26 protein-coding genes are annotated in these 25,097 nt (G+C 64.5%); 23 read left to right on the forward strand and 3 right to left on the reverse strand.

Features of this window, described 5'->3' with window-relative positions; genetic code table 11:
• The 4 genes from I4X03_RS17220 to I4X03_RS17235 form a co-directional block, all read left to right on the forward strand.
• The coding region (locus I4X03_RS17220; protein WP_223469482.1) for a hypothetical protein at positions 1-182 on the forward strand (182 nt) is incomplete at its 5' end.
• A 620-nt stretch (positions 183-802) separates the two neighbouring features.
• Positions 803-1,447 (forward strand): guanylate kinase, encoded by a 645-nt coding sequence (gene gmk, locus I4X03_RS17225; RefSeq protein ID WP_223469483.1) that lies wholly within the window; start codon positions 803-805, stop codon positions 1,445-1,447.
• A gap of 43 nt (positions 1,448-1,490) precedes the next feature.
• Positions 1,491-1,694, forward strand: a complete 204-nt coding sequence (gene rpoZ, locus I4X03_RS17230; RefSeq protein ID WP_223469484.1) for a DNA-directed RNA polymerase subunit omega — start codon at positions 1,491-1,493, stop codon at positions 1,692-1,694.
• A 78-nt stretch (positions 1,695-1,772) separates the two neighbouring features.
• Positions 1,773-4,016, forward strand: coding sequence for a RelA/SpoT family protein (locus I4X03_RS17235; RefSeq protein ID WP_223469485.1), 2,244 nt, complete (start codon positions 1,773-1,775; stop codon positions 4,014-4,016).
• A gap of 14 nt (positions 4,017-4,030) precedes the next feature.
• Here the strand turns inward: I4X03_RS17235 and I4X03_RS17240 are convergent, their stop codons facing one another.
• Together I4X03_RS17240 and greB are read right to left on the reverse strand one after the other, a co-directional pair.
• Complete coding sequence (locus tag I4X03_RS17240; protein ID WP_223469486.1) at positions 4,031-4,579, reverse strand: biliverdin-producing heme oxygenase; 549 nt, start codon at positions 4,577-4,579, stop codon at positions 4,031-4,033.
• A gap of 37 nt (positions 4,580-4,616) precedes the next feature.
• Positions 4,617-5,183 carry a transcription elongation factor GreB gene (gene greB, locus I4X03_RS17245; RefSeq protein ID WP_223469487.1) on the reverse strand — a complete coding sequence of 189 codons (567 nt, stop codon included), beginning with the start codon at positions 5,181-5,183 and terminating at the stop codon, positions 4,617-4,619.
• Between the two features lie 118 nt (positions 5,184-5,301).
• Between greB and I4X03_RS17250 the strand changes: the two genes are divergently transcribed.
• The 11 genes from I4X03_RS17250 to I4X03_RS17300 all read left to right on the forward strand — a co-directional run bounded on the left by I4X03_RS17250 (position 5,302) and on the right by I4X03_RS17300 (position 16,215).
• Positions 5,302-6,390 (forward strand): sensor histidine kinase, encoded by a 1,089-nt coding sequence (locus I4X03_RS17250; protein WP_223469488.1) that lies wholly within the window; start codon positions 5,302-5,304, stop codon positions 6,388-6,390.
• Positions 6,387-7,034 carry a response regulator gene (locus I4X03_RS17255; RefSeq protein ID WP_223469489.1) on the forward strand — a complete coding sequence of 216 codons (648 nt, stop codon included), beginning with the start codon at positions 6,387-6,389 and terminating at the stop codon, positions 7,032-7,034. Before I4X03_RS17250 ends, I4X03_RS17255 begins: the two co-directional genes overlap by 4 nt.
• A 121-nt stretch (positions 7,035-7,155) precedes the next feature.
• On the forward strand, positions 7,156-8,703 hold the full coding sequence (locus tag I4X03_RS17260; RefSeq protein WP_223469490.1) for a GGDEF domain-containing protein: 1,548 nt from the start codon (positions 7,156-7,158) through the stop codon (positions 8,701-8,703).
• 379 nt (positions 8,704-9,082) lie between these two features.
• On the forward strand, positions 9,083-10,600 hold the full coding sequence (locus I4X03_RS17265) for a flagellin N-terminal helical domain-containing protein (RefSeq protein WP_223469491.1): 1,518 nt from the start codon (positions 9,083-9,085) through the stop codon (positions 10,598-10,600).
• Positions 10,601-10,678: 78 nt separating this feature from the next.
• Entirely contained in the window at positions 10,679-11,044 is a 366-nt protein-coding gene (locus I4X03_RS17270) for a flagellar protein FlaG (protein ID WP_223469492.1), read from the forward strand.
• A 101-nt stretch (positions 11,045-11,145) separates the two neighbouring features.
• On the forward strand, positions 11,146-13,194 hold the full coding sequence (gene fliD / locus I4X03_RS17275; protein ID WP_223469493.1) for a flagellar filament capping protein FliD: 2,049 nt from the start codon (positions 11,146-11,148) through the stop codon (positions 13,192-13,194).
• Between the two features lie 35 nt (positions 13,195-13,229).
• On the forward strand, positions 13,230-13,670 hold the full coding sequence (gene fliS, locus I4X03_RS17280) for a flagellar export chaperone FliS (protein ID WP_223469494.1): 441 nt from the start codon (positions 13,230-13,232) through the stop codon (positions 13,668-13,670).
• A 3-nt stretch (positions 13,671-13,673) separates the two neighbouring features.
• A complete protein-coding gene (locus I4X03_RS17285) occupies positions 13,674-14,003 on the forward strand; it encodes a flagellar protein FliT (protein WP_223469495.1) in 330 nt (109 codons plus the stop codon).
• A gap of 18 nt (positions 14,004-14,021) precedes the next feature.
• Complete coding sequence (locus I4X03_RS17290) at positions 14,022-15,119, forward strand: flagellar hook-length control protein FliK (protein ID WP_223469496.1); 1,098 nt, start codon at positions 14,022-14,024, stop codon at positions 15,117-15,119.
• Positions 15,112-15,435, forward strand: a complete 324-nt coding sequence (locus tag I4X03_RS17295; RefSeq protein ID WP_223469497.1) for an EscU/YscU/HrcU family type III secretion system export apparatus switch protein — start codon at positions 15,112-15,114, stop codon at positions 15,433-15,435. The genes I4X03_RS17290 and I4X03_RS17295 overlap by 8 nt, the downstream gene beginning before the upstream one ends.
• Positions 15,436-15,453: 18 nt before the next feature.
• Entirely contained in the window at positions 15,454-16,215 is a 762-nt protein-coding gene (locus I4X03_RS17300; RefSeq protein WP_223469498.1) for a flagellar brake protein, read from the forward strand.
• Positions 16,216-16,335: 120 nt separating this feature from the next.
• On the opposite strand, the gene fliE is transcribed toward I4X03_RS17300, so the two are convergent.
• On the reverse strand, positions 16,336-16,686 hold the full coding sequence (gene fliE / locus I4X03_RS17305; protein ID WP_223469499.1) for a flagellar hook-basal body complex protein FliE: 351 nt from the start codon (positions 16,684-16,686) through the stop codon (positions 16,336-16,338).
• A 239-nt stretch (positions 16,687-16,925) separates the two neighbouring features.
• Between fliE and fliF the strand changes: the two genes are divergently transcribed.
• From fliF to fliM, 8 genes are all read left to right on the forward strand, one after another.
• On the forward strand, positions 16,926-18,608 hold the full coding sequence (gene fliF, locus I4X03_RS17310; protein WP_223469500.1) for a flagellar basal-body MS-ring/collar protein FliF: 1,683 nt from the start codon (positions 16,926-16,928) through the stop codon (positions 18,606-18,608).
• Positions 18,601-19,596 (forward strand): flagellar motor switch protein FliG, encoded by a 996-nt coding sequence (gene fliG, locus I4X03_RS17315; RefSeq protein WP_223469501.1) that lies wholly within the window; start codon positions 18,601-18,603, stop codon positions 19,594-19,596. Before fliF ends, fliG begins: the two co-directional genes overlap by 8 nt.
• Complete coding sequence (locus tag I4X03_RS17320) at positions 19,596-20,261, forward strand: flagellar assembly protein FliH (RefSeq protein WP_223469502.1); 666 nt, start codon at positions 19,596-19,598, stop codon at positions 20,259-20,261. Before fliG ends, I4X03_RS17320 begins: the two co-directional genes overlap by 1 nt.
• On the forward strand, positions 20,261-21,661 hold the full coding sequence (gene fliI, locus I4X03_RS17325; protein ID WP_307735376.1) for a flagellar protein export ATPase FliI: 1,401 nt from the start codon (positions 20,261-20,263) through the stop codon (positions 21,659-21,661). The genes I4X03_RS17320 and fliI overlap by 1 nt, the downstream gene beginning before the upstream one ends.
• A gap of 37 nt (positions 21,662-21,698) precedes the next feature.
• Complete coding sequence (fliJ, locus tag I4X03_RS17330) at positions 21,699-22,139, forward strand: flagellar export protein FliJ (protein ID WP_223469503.1); 441 nt, start codon at positions 21,699-21,701, stop codon at positions 22,137-22,139.
• Between the two features lie 26 nt (positions 22,140-22,165).
• The gene (locus tag I4X03_RS17335) at positions 22,166-23,425 is read left to right on the forward strand and encodes a flagellar hook-length control protein FliK (protein WP_223469504.1); all 1,260 of its coding nucleotides are present in this window, start codon (positions 22,166-22,168) and stop codon (positions 23,423-23,425) included.
• A 172-nt stretch (positions 23,426-23,597) separates the two neighbouring features.
• Entirely contained in the window at positions 23,598-24,092 is a 495-nt protein-coding gene (gene fliL, locus I4X03_RS17340) for a flagellar basal body-associated protein FliL (protein ID WP_223469505.1), read from the forward strand.
• A 13-nt stretch (positions 24,093-24,105) separates the two neighbouring features.
• Positions 24,106-25,086 carry a flagellar motor switch protein FliM gene (gene fliM / locus I4X03_RS17345; RefSeq protein ID WP_223469506.1) on the forward strand — a complete coding sequence of 327 codons (981 nt, stop codon included), beginning with the start codon at positions 24,106-24,108 and terminating at the stop codon, positions 25,084-25,086.
• Positions 25,087-25,097: the final 11 nt, after the last annotated feature.

A 25,097-nucleotide genomic window follows, 5' to 3' on the forward strand; every position in this document is an offset into this window, starting at 1 on the left:
CGGCAAGCGCCTCAATGCGCGAGCAGGTTCAGAACCTGGAATCGACGGGTCGTTCCCGCGTAAGCGGGAACCGATACATCGCCGAACCGGATGAGCCGCATGGGTTCCCGCTTTCGCGGGAACGACGGCGGTCTTTGAACAGCGGCAAAAAGATCATCGTTGCGAGACGCGCCATATCCTGAAAGGCCGCCAGGCCGGCAAGCGCCTCAATGCGCGAGCAGGTTCAGAACCTGGAATCGACGGGTCGTTCCCGCGTAAGCGGGAACCGATACTTCGCCGCCCCGGATGAGCCGCATGGGTTCCCGCTTTCGCGGGAACGACGGCGGTCTTTGAACAGCGCCAAAAAGATCATCGTTGCGAGACCCGCCATATCCTGAAAGGCGGCCAGGCCGGCAAGCGCCTCAATGCGCGAGCAGGTTCAGAACCTGGAATTGACGGGTCGTTCCCGCGAAGCGGGAACCGATACTTTGCCAACCAGGATGAGCCGCATGGGTTCCCGCTTTCGCGGGAACGACGAAGGTCTTTGAACAGCGGCAAAAAGATCATCGCGCGAGACCCGCCACATCCTGAAAGGCGGCCAGGCCGGCAAGCACCTCAATGCGCGAGCAGGTTCGGAACCTGGAATGACGGGTCGTTCCCGCGTAAGCGGGAACCGATACTTCGCCAACCAGGATGAGCCGCATGGGTTCCCGCTTTCGCGGGAACGACGGAGGATCTTTGACCAGCGGCAAAAAGATCATCGTTGCAATCGGGCGGAAACGGTATACTAGGCATTAACCCCTGGAATACTAAAAGGATACCCATGCAAGCTCCCTCCGGCTTCTCCGGCAGCCTGTTCGTGGTCGCAGCGCCTTCCGGCGCCGGCAAATCTACCCTGGTCAATGCGCTGCTGGCGCAGGAGCCAGGTATCAAGCTGTCGATTTCGACCACCACCCGCGCGCCCCGCCCGGGCGAAGTGGATGGCCGCGAGTACCATTTCACCACCGCCGAAGACTTCATCGAGCGCACCGCGCGCGACGAGTTCCTGGAATGGGCTGAAGTGCATGGCAACTATTACGGCACCTCGCGCCTGCTGGTCGAGAAGGAAATGAAGACCGGTACGGATATTCTGCTGGAAATCGACTGGCAGGGCGCGCGCCAGGTGCGCAAGCAGTTCCCGGACGCGGCCGGCATTTTCATTTTGCCGCCGTCGATCGCCGCCCTGGAAGAGCGCCTGCACAAGCGCGGCACCGACGAACCGCACATCATTACGCGGCGCCTGCTGGCCGCCGGCGGCGAGATCGCTCACGCTCCGGAGTTCGAGTATGTTATTATCAATGAAGAGTTCAACGTCGCCCTGGCTGAGATAAGCGCGATCGTCAAAGCCACCCGCAGCCGTTTTGCCCAGCAAGCGGCGCGCAACGCCTCGCTGTTTGCCCAACTGGGTATCCACGCGCAGCAAGCGTGACACGGCAAGCACACCCCCGTATAGACCGAATCTAGGAGTTACCATGGCCCGTATTACTATTGAAGATTGCTTGAAAAATATCCCTAACCGCTTCCAGCTGACCCTGGCCGCGACGTATCGCGCTCGTCAGTTGTTGCAAGGCCACACTCCGAAGGTCGATGCCAAGGACAAGCCAACCGTCGTCGCGCTGCGCGAAATCGCTGCCGGCAAGGTCGGCCTGGAAATGCTCAAGAAGGTCCCAATGTAAGTGCCCGGGCGTGCCTGGACTTCGTCATCCGCTATTATGTTCTCCATTCATTACACTTGCGGCTGATTGAACTTGCGTATGAGCCTGACTACACCGGATTCGACACATACCAGCACTCCCACCACCCGGGCTCCGCGCCCGGGCTCCAGGCAGCATGAACCTGCAACGCCAGCCCCTGCGCCCGGCGTTGCCTCGGTTACCCAGCTGTCGGCCAAGCTGGCCGAATACCTCAGCCCCTCCGAACTGAAGAAGGTCAAGGAAGCGTATCGTTTTTCCGACGAGATGCACCTGGGCCAGGTCCGCAAGTCGGGCGAACCTTATATTTCCCATCCGATCGCGGTCGCGGAAATCTGCGCCGACTGGAAGCTCGACGTCCAGGCGATCATGGCCGCCCTGCTGCATGACGTGATGGAAGACCAGGACGTCAAGAAGGACGAGCTGATCGAGCGCTTCGGCGCGCCGGTCGCTTCCCTCGTCGACGGCCTGTCCAAGCTCGAGAAAATCGAATTCCAGAGCCTGATCGAAGCGCAGGCGGAAAACTTCCGCAAGATGCTGCTGGCGATGGCCTCGGATGTGCGCGTCATCCTGATCAAGCTGGCCGACCGGCTGCACAACATGCGCACGCTCGAGCACATGGCGGCGTCCAAAAAGCGCCGCATCGCCGCCGAGACGATGGAAGTGTATGTGCCGATCGCCCACCGGCTCGGCCTGAACAATATCTACCGCGAGCTGCAGGACCTGGCGTTCTCGCACCTGTACCCGCTGCGCTACCGCACCCTGGCCAAGGCCGTGAAGGCCGCGCGGGGCAACCGCCGCGAAGTGGTCACCAAGATCCTCGAATCGGTCAAGAACACGCTGGCCGGCGCGGGCATCCAGGCCGAAGTCTACGGCCGCGAAAAGACCCTGTACGGCATCTACAAGAAAATGCGCAACAAGCACCTGTCGTTCTCGCAGGTGCTCGACGTGTACGGCTTCCGCGTGGTGGTCGACGATTTCGCCAACTGTTATGTGGCGCTTGGCACCCTGCACGGCATGTACAAGCCGATGCCGGGCAAGTTCAAGGACTACATCGCGATCCGCAAGCTGAACGGCTACCAGTCGCTGCACACCACGCTGATCGGCCCGTACGGCACCCCGGTCGAGTTCCAGATCCGCACCCAGGAAATGCACCGCACCGCCGAATCGGGCGTGGCGGCGCACTGGCTGTACAAGACCGGCGACTCGAACATGTCGGACCTGCAGCAGAAGACGCATGCGTGGCTGCAGTCGCTGCTCGACATCCAGCAGCAAACCGGCGACTCGGCCGAATTCCTCGAACACGTCAAGGTCGACCTGTTCCCGGACTCGGTCTACGTGTTCACGCCGAAGTCGAAGATCATCGCGCTGCCGCGCGGCGCCACCGCGCTCGACTTCGCCTACACCATCCACACCGGCATCGGCGACCATACGGTCTCGGTCAAGATCAACAACGAGGCCGCGGCCCTGCGCACCGAACTGCGCAACGGCGACATCGTCGAAATCGAGACCGACCCGGATTCGCAGCCTAGCCCGACCTGGCTGGCGTTTGTCCGCACCGGCAAGGCGCGCTCGGCGATCCGCCACCACCTGCGCACGATTAACCTGACCGAGTCGGTTGAACTGGGCCACGAGCTGCTGGCGCAGGCGCTGACGCAGCTGAACATCAATCCCGACCTGCCCGATCCGACCATCGAGAAGCTGCTCAACGAGTCGTCGGCCAAGTCGATGGAAGAACTGTATGCCGACATCGGCATCGGCAAGCGCGTCGCCGCGCTGGTGGCGCGCCACATCTTCGGCCTGATCGATGAATTCAATGGCCTGCAGCCGATGTCGCCGCTCGATGCCAACGAGCTCGAGCCGGTGACGATCTACGGCAGCGAAGGCGTGTCGGTCCAGCTGGCCGCATGCTGCCTGCCGATTCCGGGCGACCAGGTCATGGGCCAGCTGCGCCGCGACCAGGGGCTGGTGGTGCACACCACCGACTGCGTGCCGGCCAAGCGCCTGCGCGCCAAGGAGCCGGACCGCTGGATCCCGGTCAAGTGGGGCACTGAGCTGAACCGCCGCTTCGATTGCCGCATCCGCCTGCTGATCAACAACGAAAAAGGCATCCTGGCGCGCGTGGCCGCCGAGATCGGCGAGTCCGATGCCAACATCACCTACGTGGGGATGGACGAGGACGACGAACACGTGATGACGCAGCTGCGCTTCACGATCCAGGTGAAGGACCGGGTCCACCTGGCCCACCTGATCCGCAACCTGCGCCGCGTGACCGGCGTCAACCGGGTCGAACGCGAGCGCCCGTAGGCCGCCCTCCTTTCCTATCTCAGCGCAAGGATACGGTCGAAGGCATCGCAGGCGCCTGCGCAGGCCTCGGCCACCTCTTCCTCGCTGCTCACATTCTCTTTCAGCGCCAGCATGAAACTGCGCCAGCGCGGGCCCGGTCCGGCCGCTTCGCCGCGCAGGTAGCTCAGCGGATGCGGCGCCAGCTGGCTTGAGAGGCGCTGGTACAGCACCGCGCCGCCCAGCTGCGAGCCTTCCGCCACATACGCGACGCCCCAGCGGTAGGCGGCGCTGGCGTCTTCCGGCCAACTGGTTTGATCGCTCAGCATGGATTCCCGCCTGGGGGCGAACGACACGTGGTTGAGGTCGGCATCAATCAGGGGGATGCGGCGCAGCGGAGGCAGCGCGTCGGCCGGGCCTGGCCCGCTGGCCAGCCAGTCTTCGATCGGCGCCAGCCAGGCGCGCAGCATGCGCAGGTGGCTGGCGTAGTCGTCCAGCGTCGGCGACTCGCCTGCCAGCGGCAGGCCGGTGTCCAGCAGCGTGTGGCGTTCGGCCGTGGCGGCGCGCAGCGCCTTCAGCGCGTCCATGCCGGTGTCGGTTCGATGGTTGATGGTAGTTCCAGTGTCAGTCTTCGATCGGGCGCGGGTATTCCACTGCCAGGATCTCGAGTTCGTCCGCCCCAAGCGGGGTTTGCAGGGTAATGGTGTCGCCTTCGCGCGCCTTGGTCAATGCGCGCGCGACCGGCGAGACCCAGCTGATCTTGCCGTTGAGCGGGTCGAGCTCATCGATGCCGACGATGGTGACGGTGTGCTCTTCTCCAGCGGCGTTGCGATAGGTGACGGTGGCGCCGAAGAACACCTGGTCGTTGCCATGGTGGACGCCGGGATCGACCACGGCGGCCGAATCCATGCGCTTGGTCAGGAAGCGGATGCGCCGGTCGATCTCGCGCAGGCGCTTCTTGCCATATATATAGTCGCCATTTTCGGAGCGGTCGCCATTCGACGCCGCCCAGTGCACCACGCGCACCACTTCCGGACGGTCGACGTCAATCAGCTGGAGCAACTCATCCTTGATGCGCTGGTAGCCGGCCGGCGTGATGTAGTTCTTGGCGCCGGCAGGAATGGCTTGCGCGAGGGCGAGCGCTTCCTCGTCGTCGTCGTTGTCGGTCTCTTTCACAAATGCCTTGTTCATCTGCCTATTGTAACGGCCAGCCACCCTTTATGCGCGTCCTGCACCCTGGTCCAAGGGCACGCCCCGGCCAGCTTGTTTTAACGTATCATTCTTGCGTCCCCAACAGAATGGCCGTTCGATGACCCAAAGCCCGCCGCCCCACGCCGACGCGATGCCCAGCTTTGCCGCCAACACGCCCGGCCTGGTCTACCAATTCGCGCTGGATGCGGACGGCAGCGTCGCCTTCCCCTACCTGAGCGACGGCTGCGCCGCCCTGCTTGGCCTGCACGCGGGCGAACTGCAGGAGATGCCGGAGCGCTTCCTCCAGCTGATCCTTCCCCAGGACCGCAAGGGCTACCTCGATTCGATGAACGCCTCGGCCAGCGCGCTGTCGGTGTGGAACTGGGAAGGCCGCATCTTCATCGACGCCTGGAACGACGAAAAATGGGTCAACCTGCGCGCCACCCCGCATGTGTCGGCCGCGGCGCCGGGCAGCGTGCAGTGGGACGGCATCATGAGCAACATCACGGCCAGCAAGCTGGAGCAGGAAGAAACGGCGCGTTCGCGCGCCCGCCTGGCCGAGCTGACCGCCCATATCGAGCAGGTCAAGGAAGAAGAACGCACCCGCATCGCGCGCGAAATCCACGATGACCTGGGCGGCAACCTGACCGCCATTAAGATGGCGCTGGCGATGCTGGTCAACCGCCTGCCGCCCGGCCAGCCGGACCTGGCCGACAAGGCCGCCTACGTCGATTCGCTGGTGGACCGCACGATTGACGCCATCCACCGCATCACGCTCGACCTGCGCCCGTCGATCCTCGACTTCGGCATCGTCGCCGCGCTCGAATGGCAGGTGGCCGAGTTCGACAAGCAGATGGGCATCCGCTGCAGCTTCAGCTGCGACGACAAGGACATCGAACTGGCCAGCGACCATGCCGCGGCGCTGTTCCGGATTTTCCAGGAAGCGCTGACCAATATCGCCAAGCATGCGAAGGCAAGCGCGGTCAATGTCACCTTGCAGCGGCGCCGCCACGAGATTGTGCTGGCGATCGCCGATGACGGCGTCGGCATCGCGCCAGCGGACCGCCTCAAGCCGCAGTCGTTCGGCCTGCGCGGCATGCATGAGCGCGCCCGGGCGCTGGGCGGCACGATGGCCTTGTCGCAGGCGCGCGGAGGTGGCACGATAGTGACCATCAAGACCAAAGAACGTCAGCCACTCGCGAAATGAATCAAAAAGCAACTATCCGCGTATTTATCGCCGACGACCACGCCATCGTCCGGGAAGGGCTCAAGCAGATCCTGGCCGATTCTCCCGACATTATCGTCGCCGGCGAATCCGAAAACGGGCTCGACGCCATCAAGCTGTTTCGCAAATCCAAGTGCCACGTGATGCTGCTCGACATCTCGATGCCGGACAAGAGCGGCATCGACGTGCTCAAGCAGGTAAAAAAAGAGCATCCCGACATGGCGGTGCTGATGCTGTCGATGCACCGCGAGGACCAGTACGCGATCCGCTCGCTCAAGGCGGGCGCGGCCGGCTACCTGACCAAGCAAAGCGCGCCCAAGGAACTGGTGACGGCGATCCGCCAGGTCGCCTCCGGCCAGAAATACGTCAGCGCGGCGCTGGCCCAGGAGCTGGCGGCCCAGGTCGGCGAAGACCACGCGGTGGCGCTGCACGACACCCTGTCCGACCGCGAGTACCAGACCCTGACGATGATTGCCTCGGGCAAGACGGTCAGCGTGATCGCCGAAGAGCTGTCGCTGTCGGTGAAGACCATCAGCGAATACCGCGCGCGCTTGCTGGTGAAAATGAAGCTCAAGAACAGTGCCGAACTGACCCATTACGCGATCAAGAACCAGCTGATCGAATAGTTATTCGGCCGTCCATAGTAATGCCGAGAAGTAAGGGGTGTTTACCTCTTCTTATCGGCGCGATGGCAGCCTGGGAAGCGGATTATCATGAGGATAATTCAACGCCATCTTAGAGCGACCCATGTCCAGCCCAGCCCAAAACCCAGCCGATATCGCCCGCGAGGCGTTTCGCCGCCTTGCCACGCGCCGCATTGCGCCAACGCCTGAGGCGTACCGCGAAATTTACAACGATATCGCCGGCATCGTCGAGCCCAAGGCCGCGGCGGGGGCCAGCGCCGAGCTGGCACTGGGGGAATTCACCGCCCGGCTGGGCGAAACCACGGGCGAAATGGGCGAAGCGGGGCGCCGGCTCGACCGCACCATCAAGGCACGCGACTGGGACGGTTTCGCGCGCGGCCTGACCCAGCTGCTGGAAAAGCAGGCCAAGAAGCCGGGGCCGTTCGAACTGGCGGTGCTGGCCGACGAGCCGGAAGCGCGCCTGCTGCGCGACCTGCTCAGCCGCACCCTGGTGTTTGCGGTCGCCTCCCTGCTGACCGGCTCGCCCGCGCTGGTCAGCGAAGCCGAATCGCTGGGCGCGGCCGTCAAGACCGCCCACAACGAAGCGGCGCTCAACGACATCGCGCTGCGCCTGAAGCAGCTGTGCTACCAGATCGAGATTCGCGGCGGCGACGCGCAGGAGCAGCAGGAAATGCTGCTGCGCCTGTTCCGCCTGCTGCTGGAAAACGTCAGCGAACTGCTCGACGAAGACAGCTGGCTGCGCGGCCAGGTCGAGATGGTGCAGGAACTGATCGCCGGGCCGCTCGACCAGCGCGCGCTGGAGGACGCCATGCGCAGCATGAAGGAAGTGATCTACAAGCAGGGCCAGCTCAAGCACAGCCTGTCGGACGTCAAGCTCACCGTCAAGAACATGATGATGACCTTCATCGACCGCCTTAGCTCGGTGGCGGCGACCACCGGCGACTTCCATGAAAAAATCGGCGGCTACTCCGAACAGATCAGCCAGGCGACCGATATCGACCAGCTCAACGCGGTGCTCGACAATGTGCTGCGCGAAACCCGCGCCGTCCAGGCCGAAGCGCTCAAGTCGCGCGACCGGATGATGGCCGCGCGCCAGGAAATGCACGATGCCGAGCAGCGCATCCACACGCTGGAAGAAAAGCTGCGCCTGATGAGCGAACTGGTGCGCGAAGACCAGTTGACTGGCAGCCTCAACCGCCGCGGCCTGGACGACGTGTTCGAGCGCGAAACCGCGCGCGCCGACCGCCGCGGCACCCCGCTGTGCATCGCGGTGCTGGACCTGGACGATTTCAAGCGCCTCAACGACACCTACGGCCACATCGCCGGCGACGGCGCGCTCAAGCACCTGGTGCAGATCGTCAAGGCCACCCTGCGCTCGATGGACGTGATCGCCCGCTTCGGCGGCGAGGAATTCGTGATCTTGCTGCCCGAAACCACCATCGAAGCGGCGGCGCAGACGATGACGCGGCTGCAGCGCGAGCTGACCCGCCACTTCTTCCTGCACGAAAACGAGAAGATCCTGATCACCTTCTCGGCCGGCGTGGCATTGCGCCTGCCGGACGAGCCGCAGGACGCGCTGGTCACCCGCGCCGACCGCGCAATGTACCAGGCCAAGCAGACCGGCAAGAACCGCGTCGTCGTCGCAGAATAGCAAAAATACAAGGTAGGGCGGATAAGCGAAGCGCATCCGCCGGGTTGAGCGTCAACATGGCGCACAATTCGGCGGATGCGCTTTCGCTTATCCGCCCTACGTTAGTTTTACGCCAACAAAAATCGACCTTGTCAGCCATCAAATTTAATTTATTTTGCCCTCAAGTTTGGCTTTTTCCTGTCGTTTAGCGGGGCCGCTTGCGGAAATCTGAGGGCAAAAAAATGAAAAAAATAGTGTTTTTCTCCATCAACTTTTTCAGGGAGCCACCGTTACCAGATTCAACTGCGGTGTGATTGCTTCAAAACACAGAGGCACACCAAGGTGATCAGAGGCACGTCGCCCACCCCGAAATACAAGTAGCATCGTCTGGAGAATTACCATGGCATCGACCATCAACACCAACACCGCATCCCTGAACTCGCAGCGTAACCTGAGCACCTCCCAGAGCTCGCTGGCTACCTCGCTGCAGCGCCTGTCTTCCGGCCTGCGTATCAACAGCGCTAAAGACGACGCAGCAGGCCTGGCGATTTCGGACCGCATGACCAGCCAGATCAACGGCCTGAACCAGGCAGCACGTAACGCCAACGACGGTATCTCGCTGGCTCAGACCGCTGAAGGCGGCCTGTCGACCGCAACCGACCTGCTGCAGCGTATGCGTACCCTGTCGGTACAAGCTGCCAACGGCACCAACTCGTCGTCGGACCGCGCTTCGGTTCAGCAAGAAGTCTCCCAGCTGCAACAGGAACTGAACCGTGTCGCTAACTCGACCCAGTTCAACGGCCAGAACGTCCTCGACGGCACCCTGAGCAACGCCCAGTTCCAGGTCGGTGCTAACGCCAACCAGACGATCAACTTCTCGATCGGCAGCGCCCAGGCTTCGGCAATCGGCAACAACACGCTGGCCAAGAACACCGGCGGCACCATGGTTGACGCAGCCACCAAGACCACCGACGGCACCATCCCGGCAAACAACGTTTCGGCCGGCACCCTCGACATCCAGGGCAACGGCAATTCGACCAGCGTCACCGTGACCGCCGGCGATTCGGGCAAGGTCATCGCTGACGCAGTCAACGCAGCTGCAGGCCTGACCGGCGTAACCGCGTCGGCACAGACCTCGGCAACCCTGAGCGGCTTCGTCGCTGGCGGCGTCTCGCTGACCCTGCAAGGCGCGCCAAAAGCTGACGGCTCGGCAAACCCAATCACTGTCGGCGCCACCCTGGCCAACAGCAAGGACGTCGGCGCACTGGCCAAGGCCATCAACGACCAGACTGGTTCGACCGGCATCACCGCCGTTGCCGACCTGTCGACCGGCGAAATCAAGCTGACCCAGGACAAGGGCTATGACATCGGCGTGAAGAACAACGATGCCACGACCAACAACGCGATCGCAGTCAAGGGCATGGGCACCACCGACGGCGGCACCGGCACCGCGGTGACCCTGGCGGCTGCCGACGAAGCAACCACCGTCGGCGCCAAGGTCACGTTCAGCTCGTCGTCGGCGTTCACCGCGACGGCAAGCGCAGCCGGCGTCCTGGACGACACCACCGTCAAGGGCAGCGCCCTGTCGTCGGTCGCGTCGATCGACGTCACCGCGATGACCAACGGCATCCCAAGCGGCGCCAACGATGCACTGAAGGTGATCGATGCAGCTCTGGCAAACATCAGCAACGCCCGTGCGTCGCTGGGTGCGGTCCAGAACCGTTTCACCAACACCATCAGCAACCTGCAAGCAACGTCGGAAAACCTGAGCAGCGCACGTAGCCGCATCCAGGACACCGACTTCGCAGCGGAAACGGCCAACCTGACCCGCGGCCAGATCCTCCAGCAGGCCGGCACCGCGATGTTGGCCCAGGCTAACTCGCTGCCAAACGGCGTACTGTCCCTGCTGCGTGGTTAATCAGTAGACACAACGTAGCGTTGATGCAATCCCCGGACGGTTTTACCGTCCGGGGAATTTTTCGTTGAGGAGATTGCCATGCAAGTCCAGTCATTTGGTGGCGTAACACCAAAAACCGAATCCTACGACCGTCAGGCCAACCCGATTACCGCGCCCGCCGCGCGCCCGGTGCTGGCAACCGAGACCCGCAACCCCGTCACCGCGGTCGATGCCGAGCCGGCCCCAGCCGAAGTGAACGACGCCCTCAAGACGATCAACAAGACCGTGCAGGCGATGTCGCCGAGCCTGGAATTCTCGATCGACACCGACAGCAAGCGCACCGTCGTCAAGGTGGTCGATATGGACACCAAGGAAGTGATCCGGCAAATGCCCAGCGTGGAAGCGCTGGAGATCGCCAAGGCGCTCGATCGCCTGCAAGGCTTGTTGATTAGGCAAAAGGCCTGAGTTAATTGCCGAATACCCGAACTGGCAGGGATTATCCCCTCTAAAGTCGGGTTGAATCCTGCCGATAATAATTTACATTATCGTTTTCCGCAGGAGTTGTCATGGCCCTTTCATCACCCGGCATTGGATCGAACCTCAACGTGACTGACATCGTCAGCCAGTTGATGGCTGTCGAAGCGCGGCCGCTGAACCTGCTTGCCAGGAAGGAAGCCAACTACCTGGCGAAAGTCTCGGCGTTCGGCACCCTCAAGGGCGCCCTGAGCACCTTCCAGAGCACGCTCGACGCGCTCAAGCTGCCGTCCAAGTTCCAGGGCGTCACGGCCACCGCCACCGACGCGAGCATCCTCAGCGGCACCGCCAGCAGCAAGGCGGTGGCCGGGTCGTACACGGTCGACGTCACCAAGCTGGCGCAGGCGCAAACCATCGCGACCGCCGGCAAGGCCACCACCACCGCGCCGATCGGCGACGGCGCCAAGACCACCCTGACCTTCCAGTTCGGCACCGTCACCGGCGGCAAGCTCGCCAACGGCGTGTATGTCGACGATCCGCTCGCCGTCCCGCCGCTCGACCCGCGCGCGTTCACCCAGGACTCGCTGCAGAGCGGCGGCAGCGTCGTCATCGACAGCACCAACAATTCGCTGCAAGGCATCCGCGACGCCGTCAACAAGGCCAATATTGGCGTGACCGCCACCATCGTCTCCGACGGCAGCGGCAACCCGCATCACCTGGTCATGACCTCGAACGCCACCGGCGCGACCTCGACGATGAAGATTTCGGTGGCGCGCGACGCCGCCGCGCCGGCCGGCGACACCGCGCTGGCCGACCTGCTGGCCTACGACCCGGCCGGCGCCCAGAACATGACCCAGAGTACCGCCGCCCAGGACACCGCGCTGACCGTCAACGGCATTCCCGTGACCGCCAGGAACAAGACGGTGGCCGAGGCGATCCAGGGCGTGAGCCTGACCATCAACAAGATCGGCAGCACCACCGTCAATGTGGCGCGCGATACCTCGGCGATCCAGAATGGCGTCAGTTCGCTGGTCAAGGCTTACAACGACCTCGACAAGACGATCAAGACGCTGACCGCCTACGACCCTGCCACCAAAGTGGGCGGCGCCCTGCTGGGCGAAGCATCGGTGCGTAACATCCAGAGCCAGGTGCGGACGATGCTCGGCGATTCGCTGACCGGCGGCGGCGCGCTCACCAACCTGACCCAGGTCGGCGTGACGTTCCAGCGCGACGGCTCGATGGCGCTCGACTCGGCCAAGCTGACCAAGGCGATCGAGACCAGCTTCGACGACCTGGCCGGCCTGTTCGCCTCGATCGGCACCTCGTCGGACAGCCTGGTCAAATACATCGGCTCGGCCACCACCACCAAGCCGGGCACCGGCGCGCTGTTCGTCAGCGCGCTGGCCACCCGCGGCCAGGTCAGCGGCGGCGCCGCCGCCAACCCGGTCATCACGCTGGGCAGCAACGACCAGCTCAACCTGAGCGTCGACGGCGTCAGCACCAGCCTGACCCTGGCCCCGAACACCTATACCGCGCAATCGCTGGCCGCCTACCTGCAAAGCGCGATCAACGGCGCCTCCGAATTCAAGGCCGGCGGCGTGACGGTGGCGGTCAGCGCCGACGCCGACGGCAAGCTGACCATCATGTCGAACCGATATGGTTCGGCATCGAAAGTCGACGTCAGCGGCAACGCCGCCGACAGCCTGGTGCCGAGCCCGACCGATACCGACGGTACCGATGTGGCCGGCACGATCGACGGCGTCGCCGCCACCGGCTCCGGCCAGTTGCTGACCGCTGGCGCCGGCTCGACACTGTCGGGGCTGAAAATGGAAATCACCGGCGGGCCATATCCAGCCGACCGCGGCACCGTCAGCTTCTCGCAGGGCTATGCCGACATCTTGACCCGCCTGATGGACAACTTCACCAGTTCGTCGGGCCTGATCAATGGCCAGACCAACAGCCTGCAAAACACCATCAAGGACATCGGCAAGTCGCGCGATGCGCTGAACCTCAAGCTGCAAGGCATCGAAAAACGGCTGACCAAGCAATTTACTGCGCTGGACGTGACGATCTCGCGCATGACGTCGACCAGCAATTACTTAACGCAACAACTCGCCCAGCTGGCCAATCTGTCGGGCTAAGCAGTCGGATAACAACGGCATTTGGAAGGAAGACTATGTTCGGATCAATGAAGAGCGGCGCGAATGCATACGCCAAGGTAGGCGTCGAGACCGGCGTGATGGCAGCCAGCCCGCACAAGCTGATCGTGATGCTGTACGACGGCGCCATCGTGGCAGTGCGCAACGGCTTGACGCATATGAAAGCCGGCAATATTCCAGCCAAGGGCGCGGCGATTTCGAAAGCGATCCAGATCGTCGAGAACGGCCTGCGCGCCAGCCTCGACCGTGAAGTCGGCGGCCAGATCGCCGAAGGCCTCGACTCGCTCTACGAATACATGGGCCGGCGCCTGCTGACGGCCAACCTGAACAACCAGCCGGAAGTGCTGGAAGAAGTGCTGCGCCTGCTCAGCGAGCTGCGCGACACCTGGAACGCGATCGGCGCCACGCCGCCCCCGGCTGCCGAGCAGTCCAACGCCCCTGTCCTTGCGAGCGCCTGAACCATGATGACCAGCCAAGAAGTGTTGTCGACCTACGAATCGATGGTCGGCCTGACCGAACAGATGGTGGCCGCCGCCAGCGACAGCGACTGGGACCGCCTGGTCGAGCTGGAAAGCCGCTGCGCCGCCTGCGTCGAAACGCTGCGCCAGAACGAAGCGGCGATCGCGCTCAATGCCGACAGCCGCCAGCGCAAGGTCGAATACATCAAACGCCTGCTGGCCGACGACCGCAAGATCCGCGACCTGACCATGCCGTGGATGGCCCACCTGTCCGCCCTGATCAATAACACCGGAACCCAGCGCCGCCTGTCCAGCACCTACGGCGCGGTGTAAGGACCGCCAGGTCCGGCCATGGAACGCTTCAGCGTCAAGGCGGTCGACCGGATCGCCCCGGTCATCCCTGCGCTGCCGGCCGGCGACCTGCGCCAGGAAGCATTCGAGCGCCAGCTGCAAACCCAGGTCGGCAAATCAATGCCGGTCGCGGTGCTGGCGCGCCTGGCCGACGGCAGTTTCCTGGTCCGCGTGGCCGAGCAGCACGCCCGCATGGCGCTGCCTGCGGGCACCCAGCCCGGCACCGAGCTGCCGATGACCCTGGTCAGCACCAGTCCGCGTCCCGCATTCCAGCAAGCCGGCGCCGGGCAACTGATCCACCCTACCCTGGTCCACCAAGACCTGCCCGACCTGCGCGCGGGCGGCCCTGCCGCGCTGGCCGCCTTCAAGGCCCAGCTGGCGCCGGGCGCCGACCCGGCCGGGGCGGACCCGCGCAACGCCCATGTCTCGCTCAGCGATGCCGGGCGCAGCATCGCGCGCATCCTGGCCGCGGCCCAGGGGCCGGCCGGCGAGGCGGCGGCGATCCGCTCGGCGGCACCCCTGGCCGGTCCCGGCACGCCGGAGCCGGCGCGGCTGGCGCAGGCCCTGCAAGGCGCGCTGGCCCAGAGCGGACTGTTTTACGAATCGCACGTCGCCGAATGGGCCGACGGCAAGCGGGCGCTGCCAGAGCTGTTGCGCGAGCCGCAAATGCAGCGCGCGCTGGCCGACGGCGTGCCCAAGGGCATGCTGGCCGAGACCGACCCCGTCGCCGCCCAGCTCGTCAGCCAGCAGCTGGCCACGCATGAGAACGGCCGCGTCGCCTGGCAAGGGCAAGTCTGGCCCGGCCAGGACATGCAATGGGAAATCCACAAGGACGCACCTGAAGGCGGACGGCAGCAGCCGGGCGACGCCGAGCCCGGCTGGCGCAGCGGCCTGCGCCTGCGCTTCGCCGGGCTGGGCGAGATCGCCGCCAGCGTCGTGATCAGCGGCGACCAGCTGCACATCCAGCTCAAGGCCGACTCGGGCGAGACCCGGGCGCTGCTGCGCGCGCGCGCCGGCGAACTGGCGGCCGCGCTGGGCGCGGCCGGCAGCCCGCTCGCCTCGCTCGACATCCACAGCGCCAGGGAATCGGATGTCTGACGCGCTCGCCAACCAGAAACAGCAGAGCGCCGTCGCGCTGGCCTACTCGGGCGACGATGCCGCGCCGATGGTGGTGGCCAAGGGCAAGGGCTTGCTGGCAGCGGAAATCATCAAGCGCGCCGGCGAAGCGGGCGTGTTCGTGCACGAATCGAAAGAACTGGTCGCCCTGCTCATGCAGATCGACCTCGACCGCCAGATTCCGCCGCAGCTGTACCGCGCGATTGCGGAACTGCTGGCATGGCTATATCATATTGAATCTGGGAAAACGTCCGGGGCGCCAGCGCCTGACTCGGCCCGGCTCATCGACACACCATAAGAACAGCGGCAAACACTCATGCAAGAATCCAACGGTCTCGAGCTCGATAACTGGCATGACTACCGCGTGCACTCGCGCAAAGAAATCATCGCACTGCTGCGCAACATTTCGGAAAAAAAGCAGCTCGTCACGATGCTGATCCGGGGCCAGGCGGAGACCTGCGTCACCTCGATCCTGGCGGTCGACGGCGACAGCGGCAAGGTCTATCTCGACTGCGCGATCGACGCCGCGCAAAACCAGCGCATCGCGCAAGCCGAGCGCATCTCGTTCGAGACCTCGCTCGACAAGATCCGCATCCTGTTCGCTGCCGACGGCGGCGTCAAAGCGGCCAACCACGAAGGCACGGCCGCGTTTACGATGGCGCTGCCGGACTCGATGATCCGGCTGCAGCGGCGCGAGTTCTACCGCATGCCGACGCCGGTCAGCAACCCGGTGCGCGCGGTGATCCCGATGCCGTTCGAGCTCGGCGGCGGCAGCAACATCTTCCCGCTGGCCGACATCAGCTGCGGCGGCATCGCCATCCTCGACAACAAGTTCGTGCTCGGCAATACGATCGGCAACACCTACGAAGGCTGCAAGATCGAGCTGCCGGAGATTGGCACGGTCACGACGACGCTCCGGATACGCAACTCGCTCGACCTGACGCTACTGAACAGCAAATCGAACCGCCGGCTCGGCTGCGCCTTTGTCGACATCTCGCGTGGCAACCTGGCCAACGTCCAGCGCTACATCACCAAGCTCGAGCGCGAACGCAACGCCCGCCTCGCCGGACTGAACTAAGCAACATTTCCAAAATAGGCTAATTCCAAAATCGGGGACAGACCACCATTTTAGAACGTTCTAAAATGGTGGTCTGTCCCCGATTTTGGAACATTGGCAGTTTGACTCGTTGCGGATTGTTTATACCTGCATGTTCATGATCTCTTGGTAGGCTGATACCAGCTTGTTGCGCACCTGTACCGTGGCCTGGAAGTTGATGCTCGATTTTTGCATCGCGATCATCACGTCCGACAGGCTGACGCTGTCGTCGCCCATCGAGAACGCCCGGCCCAGCTCCTTCGCCTTGCCTTGCACTTCGCTGACATGGTCGAGCGAGCTCTTGAGCGCGTCGGCGAAGTTGACCCTGGCCGCCGGCGCTTCGGCGCCAGGGCCGACCGGCGCGACCGGCGCGCCGGCCGGCTTGGTCGCCGCCGCTTTCAGCTGCGCCATCATTGACTGGATCCGGTCGGCACCTATCGATGTCACGTCCATGTTGTTTTCTCCGATTCATGCATTGTCAGGCCGCATCAATGCGCCTGCGCGCGGGTACAATTGCGTACACGCTATCTCAGGCTGCCAGAATAGCAGTGGACAGAGCGGCATTTCAGGCCGAGGAAGGGCCTAATCCCCCCCCTGTTCCTCCCTTTGAATGTTGCCGTACACCAGCATAATCCTGTCTAAGCCCCATTCCTCGCACAGGTCTGGGTCCACTTATTACCTCGGATACCAACATGGCAGCAGCAACAGCGGACGTACTTGTCGACACCCCGGAAGCAAAGCCGACGTTCCTACAGACACAGATGGGCAAGAATTTCTTGCTCGGCGCCGCAATTGCGTCTGTGCTGGCGATCATGGCTGCGATCTGGTTGTGGAGCCAGCAGCCCGACTACAAGGTGCTGTTCTCGAACTTCTCCGACCGCGACGGCGGCGCGATCACCGCCTCGCTCGACCAGATGGCCATTCCGTACAAGTTTTCCGAAGGCGGCAGCGCGATCCTGGTGCCGTCCGAGCATGTGCATGACGCGCGCCTGAAACTGGCGTCGCAGGGCCTGCCGAAAGGCGGCAACGTCGGTTTCGAGCTGATGGAGAACCAGAAGCTGGGCGTGTCGCAGTTCCATGAACAAGTCAACTACCAGCGCTCGCTCGAAGGCGAACTGGCGCGCTCGATCGAGTCGCTGGCCGCCGTCGGTTCGGCGCGCGTGCACCTGGCGCTGCCGAAGCCGTCGGTGTTCGTGCGCGAACAGCAGCGGCCGACCGCGTCGGTGCTGCTGAACCTCCAGCAGGGCCGCGTCCTCGACATCGCCCAGGTGTCGGCGATCGTCCACCTGGTCGCCTCCAGCGTGCCGGAACTGCCGGTGTCGAACGTCACCGTGGTCGACCAGGCCGGCAACCTGCTGTCGGAGAACGGCAAGCCGGCCGGCGGCACCAAGCAGCTCGACCCGAACCAGCTGAAGTATGTCGCCGAGATCCAGCAGCGCATCATCAAACAGGTCGAATCGCTGATCACCCCACTGGTCGGCCAGGGCAATGTGCGCGCCGAGGCCACCGCCGATATCGATTTCGCCCAGGTCGACACCGCCGCCGAAAGCTACAAGCCGAATTCGCCGCCGGAAGCGTCGGCGATCCGCAGCCAGCAAGTGTCGGAGGCGAACGGCCCGGGCGGCGCCAACGCGTCGGGCGTGCCGGGCGCGCTGTCGAACCAGCCTCCGGGCGCGGCCACCGCGCCGCTCGACGGCGCCGGGGCCCCTGCGGCAGGCGGCGCTACCGCCGCCCCTACCCGCAAGGACTCGACCACCAATTATGAAGTCGACAAGACCGTGCGCTACGAGCAGCGCCCGATGGGCGGCATCAAGCGCCTGACCGTCGGCGTGCTGGTCAACTACCGCCGCATCGTCGATGCGAAGACCGGCAAGGTGACCGTCAAGGCGCTGACCGCGGCCGAAGTCGTCCAGATCAATAACCTGGTCAAGGAGGCGATGGGCTATTCGCAGGCGCGCGGCGACACCCTGAACGTGACCAACGCGCCGTTCGACGGCGTCGACAAGCCGGCCGCGCCGGAACTGAAGCTGGCCTGGTGGGAAGATCCGGACAACCTGCCGCTGGCCAAGGAGCTGGGCCGCTACCTGCTGCTGGCGCTGGTGCTGGGCTTCCTGTACTTCCGCCTGCTGCGTCCCCTGCTGCGCCCGGTGCTGCGCAGGTTCGACGAGATCACCGTGCCGCCGGTGTCGAGCGAACCGGAAATGACGAAGGAAGAGGCGGTGAAGGCGGAAGTCGAGCGCATCCAGCTGGAAGAGGCAGAAACCAATATCGCGCGCGGTTACCGCGAAAACCTGGCCATGGCGAAGACGCTGGCCAAGGACGATCCGCGCGTCGTGGCAAACGTAGTGAAAGCATGGGTAGGCGCAAATGAATGATAACGGCATCCACAAGGCTGCGATCCTGATGCTCGCCATCGGCGAGGAGGAAGCGGCGGAAGTGATGAAATTCCTCGGCCCGCGCGAGGTGCTCAAGCTGGGCGCCGCGATGGCGACCATGAAGAGCGTGCAGCACGAGCAGGTGGTGACGGTGCTCGAGTCGTTCCGCGAACAGACCGAACTCAATTCGACCGTCGGCCTCGATTCGGACGAGTACATCCGCCAGGTGCTTACCAAGGCGCTGGGCGACGACAAGGCCACCGTGCTGCTGTCGCGTATCCTGGGCGGCAAGGACGCGTCGGGCATCGAGAGCCTGAAGTGGATGGATGCGTCGTCGGTGTCTGAATTGATCCGCAACGAACACCCGCAGATCATCGCGACCATCCTGGTCCACCTCGAGCGCGACCAGGCCTGCGAGATCCTCGGCAATTTCACCGACCGCCTGCGCAACGACGTGGTGCTGCGCATCGCCACCCTCGACGGCGTGCAGCCGGCCGCGCTGCGCGAGCTCAACGACGTGCTGACCAAGCTGTTGTCGGGTAACGAGAACATCAAGAAGTCGTCGCTGGGCGGCGTGCGCGCCGCAGCCGAGATCCTCAACTTCATGAGCGGCGACCAGGAAAGCTCGGTCATGGACAACATCAAGAACTACGATAACGACATGGCGCAGAAGATCATGGACGAGATGTTCGTGTTCGATAACATCATCGACATCGACGACCGCGGCATCCAGTTGCTGCTGCGCGAAGTGCAGTCCGAAATGCTGATCATCGCGCTCAAGGGCGCCTCGCAAGACCTGCGCGAAAAGATCTTCCGCAATATGTCGCAGCGCGCCAGCGAGATGATGCGCGAAGACCTGGAATCGAAAGGGCCGGTGCGCCTGTCGGAAGTGGAATCGCAGCAGAAGCAGATCCTGCAGATCGTGCGGCGCCTGGCCGATGAAGGCCAGATCGTCCTGGGCGGCAAAGGCGAGGATTCGTTCATCTGATGGCGACCATTCCAAAAGAGATGCAGACCGCGTACCAGCGCTGGGAGATGAACTCATTCGACCCGCGCCCGGTGGCGGTGCCGGCCGACGACCAGCCCGAAGAAATGCTGCTGGACCCGGCCTCGATGCTGCCGACCGTCGAAGAACTGGCCGGCATCCGCGAGCAGGCGCGCGTGGAAGGCTACGACGAGGGCCACGCCGCTGGCTACGCCGACGCGCTGGCGGTCGGCCGCGCCGAAGCGGCGGCCGAACTGGAACACGTGAAGGCGCTGGCCCTCACCTTCGGCGCGGCGCTGTCGCAGGCCGACGAGAACATCGCCGGCGACGTGCTGGAGCTGGCCCTGCACCTTGCCAAGGGCATGCTGCGCACCGCGCTCGAGGTCAAGCCCGAACTGCTGATCCCGTCGGTGCGCGAAGCGATAGGCTACCTGCCGGTGCTGCAGCAGCCGGCCATCCTGATGCTCAACCCGCAAGACACTGCGCTGGTGCGCGAGGCGATCGGCGAAGAACTCGACAAGGGAGGCTGGCGCGTGGTTGAAGACGCCGGCGTGGCGCGCGGCGGCTGCAAGATCGACACGGCCAGCAACCAGATCGACGCGCAGGCCGCCTCGCGCTGGCAGCGCCTGTCGCAGTCGCTCGGCAAAAACGTCGAGTGGCTCGGCTGATGACCGGCCAGGCCGACCGCCACACCGCGCGCTGGCGCGCTTACCTGCGCGACTGCGACGCGCTGGTGGGCTTCGTCGAACCGATGCAGGTATGCGGCAGGGTCACGCGCGTGGCCGGCCTGGTGATGGAGTGCGTCGGCCTGCGCCTGGCCGTGGGCAGCGCCTGCACCGTCCCCCTGCCCAGCGGCGCCCGGGTTGAGGCGGAAGTGGTCGGCTTCGACGGCGACCGTTTGTTCCTGATGCCGCAAAGCGATGTCGAAGGCATCGTGCCGGGCACCCGCGTGTACCCGGTCGAAGCCTCGGTGCCGCGTCCCGGCAGCGTGCCGCATCCGCGCCGCCGCCCAAGCGACCGTGCGCGCCACCTGCCGGTCGGCGACAAGCTGCTGGGCCGCGTGGTCGACGGCGCGGGCCGCCCGCTCGATGGCCTCGGCCCGCTCGGCAGCGACGAAGTCGCGCCGATCAACGCGCGCCCGGTCAATCCGCTCGACCGCGCGCCGATCACCGAGACGCTGGACGTGGGCGTACGCGCCATCAATTCGATGCTGACGGTCGGCCGCGGCCAGCGCCTTGGCCTGTTCGCCGGCACCGGCGTGGGCAAGTCGGTGCTGCTCGGGATGATCGCCCGCTACACCACCGCCGACGTGATCGTGGTTGGCCTGATCGGCGAGCGAGGCCGCGAGGTCAAGGAATTCATCGAGCAAATCCTCGGGCCGGAAGGCCGCGCGCGCTCGGCCGTGGTGGCGGCGCCGGCCGACAGCCCGCCGCTGATGCGCCTGCAGGGCGCCGCGTATGCGACCGCCATCGCCGAGCACTTCCGCGACCAGGGCAAGAATGTCATGTTGATCATGGACTCGCTGACCCGCTATGCGATGGCGCAGCGCGAGATCGCGCTGGCGATCGGCGAGCCGCCGGCCACCAAGGGTTATCCGCCGTCGGTGTTCGCCAAGCTGCCGGTGCTGGTCGAACGGGCCGGCAACGGCCTCGAGGGCGGCGGCTCGATCACCGCCTTCTACACCGTGCTGTCCGAGGGCGACGACCAGCAGGATCCGATCGCCGATGCGGCGCGCGGTATTTTGGACGGCCACATCGTCCTGAACCGCCACCTGGCCGAGGCCGGGCACTATCCGGCGATCGACATCGAACAGTCGATCAGCCGCGCCATGCATACGATTACCTCGCACGAGCACCAGATGAAGGCGCGCCGCCTGAAGCAGCTGTATTCGCGCTACGAGCGTTCGCGCGACCTGATCAGCGTGGGCGCGTACGCGTCCGGCAGCGACCCGGTGCTGGACCAGGCCATCACGCTGCATGACAAGATCGAGTCCTTCCTGTGCCAGGAAATCCACGAGAACACCGGCATGCAGCAGAGTTTGGCCCAACTTACCTCTCTGTTCGACTGATTGGGTCGCCGTGGCGGCGCCTATAATCTGATCCAACATGCCTAAATCCTCAGCACTTGACACCCTGATCGAGCTCGCGCAGCGCGAGACCGACGAAGCAGCCAAGCGCCTCGGCGCCGCGCTCAAACTGGTCGAGGACGGGCAAGCCAAGCTGGAGATGCTGCTCGGGTACCGCGACGACTACGCGAACCGTTTCGAGCAGGCCCAGATGGCTGGCATCACCCCGATGGCGCACCGGAATTTCGTGGCCTTCGTGGACAAGCTGGACAACGCCATCAACGGCCAACGCGAAGTGATCAAGCATGCCGAGTACAAGAGCGGCATCGAGAAGACGGCGTGGCAGGCAAGTGAGCGCAAGCGCCTGTCGTACCGTACGCTGAATGAACGCGCGGCGGCCGAGACGCTGCGGCTCGAGAACAAGCGCGACCAGAAGGCCATGGACGAACACGCAGCACGGCAGGCGCACTTCAAGCGCTGACCAACAACGAACCGACGGACAGCATCATGCAAACACAGAATCTCCTGCCCCAGATTTCCAGCGCCGCGCCGGCGCCGGCGCGCCAGAACACCCCGGCTCCCGGCCAGTCCGACAAGGGCGCCGCGCAGTTCAGCCAGGCGCTGTCGCGCGAGATCAACCAGCGCCAGAACGCCGCCCCGGCGCCTGCCCAGGCCAGGCCGGCCGCGCAGTCCAGGCCGGCCGAGAAAGCCGCCGCGCCAAAGCAGGACCCGGGCCGTCCGGCGCAAGCCGACAGCCCGCGCCAGGCCGACGCCAAAGCCGACAGCCAGGACAAGACCGCGACGGCAGCGCCAGCGGGAAAGAAGACCGCCGACAGCGTTGACGATGCGGACGCACGCCCGGCCGAGCTGCCGGTGACCGACATGCTGGCGCTGGTGGCCAGTTTCAACCAGCTGCAGGGCGTGGCAAAAGATGTTCCCGTAACGCCGGTGGCCGCCGGCGGCGCCGCGGGCGCGCAGGCGCCTGGCCTGGGTGCCGATGGCAGCGCCGCGCTGCCGCTCGACCTCGCCGGGCAGTTTGCCCAGGGCGCCGTGCAGGCGCTGGGCGAACAGCCGGCAGCCGACGGCGCCGCCAGCACGCCACGCCAACGCGCCGATGCGACGTCGGCCGCGACCGCGACCGTGGCCGCCGCTGCCGCCGCCGTGCAGCCGGAAGCCGAAGCCGGCGCCACGGCCTTCGCCGGCCTGCTCGCGCAGGAACGCGCCGAGCCGGCAGCGCTGAAGGACACGGCCGCCGCGGTGTCGCCTTTGAGCTCGCCGATTCAACAGGCGTCGCTGAACATCGCGCAGGCCGCGGCCGGCGTGGCGGGCGACCGCATCGCGGCACGGGTCGGAACGCCGGCCTGGGATAACCAGGTGAGCCAGAAGATCGTGTGGATGGTCGCAGGCCAGGAACAGAGCGCGACCCTGACCCTGAACCCGCCCGACATGGGCCCGATGCAGGTGGTCCTCAGCGTGACCAACGACCAGGCCACGGTGACCTTCTCGGCCAACCAGCTGGAAGTGCGCCAGGCGCTGGAAAACGCGATGCCGAAACTGCGTGAAATGATGAGCGAGAGCGGTATCGCGCTGGGCAATGCGACGGTCGACGCCGGTACGCCGGACCAGCGCCAGGCCCCGGGCGACCAGCCTGGCCGTCCGGGTGGCCGCGCAGGCGCTGGCGGCACCCCGGTCGATGTGGCCGAGCATCAGCCGGGACGGCCGATGCGCAGCGGCGGATTGCCAGGAATGGTTGACACATTTGCATGATCACACAGGGCGGGCCGGCCGGCCCGCCCTTCGCCGCCGCAGGCAAGCTTGGAGGTGGGCATTCTTAGTGCCTCTTTTCAAGCAATTCGCCGCCGCGTTTATTCCCGATAATGACATAATGACGGCGTGAATCACTAAAGCCGGTTGAGTTCCTTTGAAAGCAAATGACAAAATGAAAGCTGATCCGAAAGCAGATGCGGCAGCAGTTCCAAAATCTTCTCCGAAGAAGCTGATCATCATCATCGTTGTTGCCGTCCTGGTATTGATTGCCGGCGGCGGCGGCGCGGCCTGGTACTTCATGCAAGGCGGCGCCGACGGCAAGGCCGCGGTCAAGGAAGCTGCGCCGGCGGAGCCGCCAGTGTACGTGCCGCTTGAAAAGTTTGTCGTGAACCTGCAACCTGAAGACGGCGAGCAATATCTTCAGATCCAGTTTACGCTGCAGGTGCCGACGCTGGAACAGGTCGACCTGATCAAGGCCAACATGCCGAAGATCCAGAGCCGGGTGCTGCTGCTGCTGTCGTCCAAGCGCGCCTCGGAACTGAATACGCCGGAAGGCAAGCGCCAGCTGTCGAGCGAGATCATCGCCGCGGTCAACGAGCCGTTCGTCGACAAGGGCGCACCGCAGCTGGTGTCCGACGTGCTGTACACCAGTTTCATCATTCAGTAACAGTCAGCAGAACATGGCCGATAATTTCCTCTCACAGGAAGAAGTCGATGCCCTCCTGAAGGGCGTCAACGGCGATCAGGACGACGCCGACGCGCCCGAGGAAGCCTCAGGTGTACGCACGTACAACCTGGCGACCCAGGAGCGCATCGTACGCGGCCGCATGCCGACGCTCGAAATCATCAACGAGCGCTTCGCGCGCTTGCTGCGCGTGGGCCTGTTCAACTTCATCCGCCGCAGCGCCGAGGTGTCGGTGGGCTCGGTGCGGGTATCGAAGTACAGTGAATTCATCCGCAACCTGGTGGTGCCGACCAACCTGAACCTGGTGCACATGAAGCCGCTGCGCGGCACCGGCCTGATCGTGTTCGATCCAGGCCTGGTGTTTTTGCTGGTGGACAATCTGTTCGGCGGCGACGGGCGCTTCCACACCCGCGTCGAAGGACGCGATTTCACCCAGACCGAGCAGCGCATCATCCTGCGCATCCTCGATATCGTGTTCGAGGCCTACACCAAGTCGTGGGAACCGGTCTACCCGGTCGAGTTCGAATATATCCGTTCAGAGATGAACACCCAGTTTGCCAACATCGCCACGCCGAACGAGGTGGTGGTGTCGTCCACGTTTACGGTCGAGCTTGGCTCGGTGAGCGGCCAGATCCACATCTGCATGCCCTACTCGATGATCGAGCCGATCCGCGACACCCTGACCTCCAGCCTGCAGGGCGAGGCGCTGGAAGTGGACAAGCGCTGGATCCGCCTGATGACCCAGCAGATCCAGATCGCCGAAGTGGAACTGGTGGCGACCCTCGGCCACGGCCGCGCCTCCTTCGACGAAATTTTGAACATGAAGGTGGGCGACATCATTCCGCTCAACGTCAACGAACAGATTGAAGCGACGGTCGACGGCGTGCCGGTGATGGAATGCACGTATGGCGTGCTGAACGGCCAGTACGCGCTCAAGGTCGAGAAGCTGCTGGCCAATTCAGACAACTTGAAGTAAAGCGAGTCCGG

This window comes from Massilia soli (assembly GCF_016809835.1).
In the GTDB taxonomy this organism is placed as follows: Bacteria; Pseudomonadota; Gammaproteobacteria; order Burkholderiales; family Burkholderiaceae_D; genus Telluria_A; species Telluria_A soli.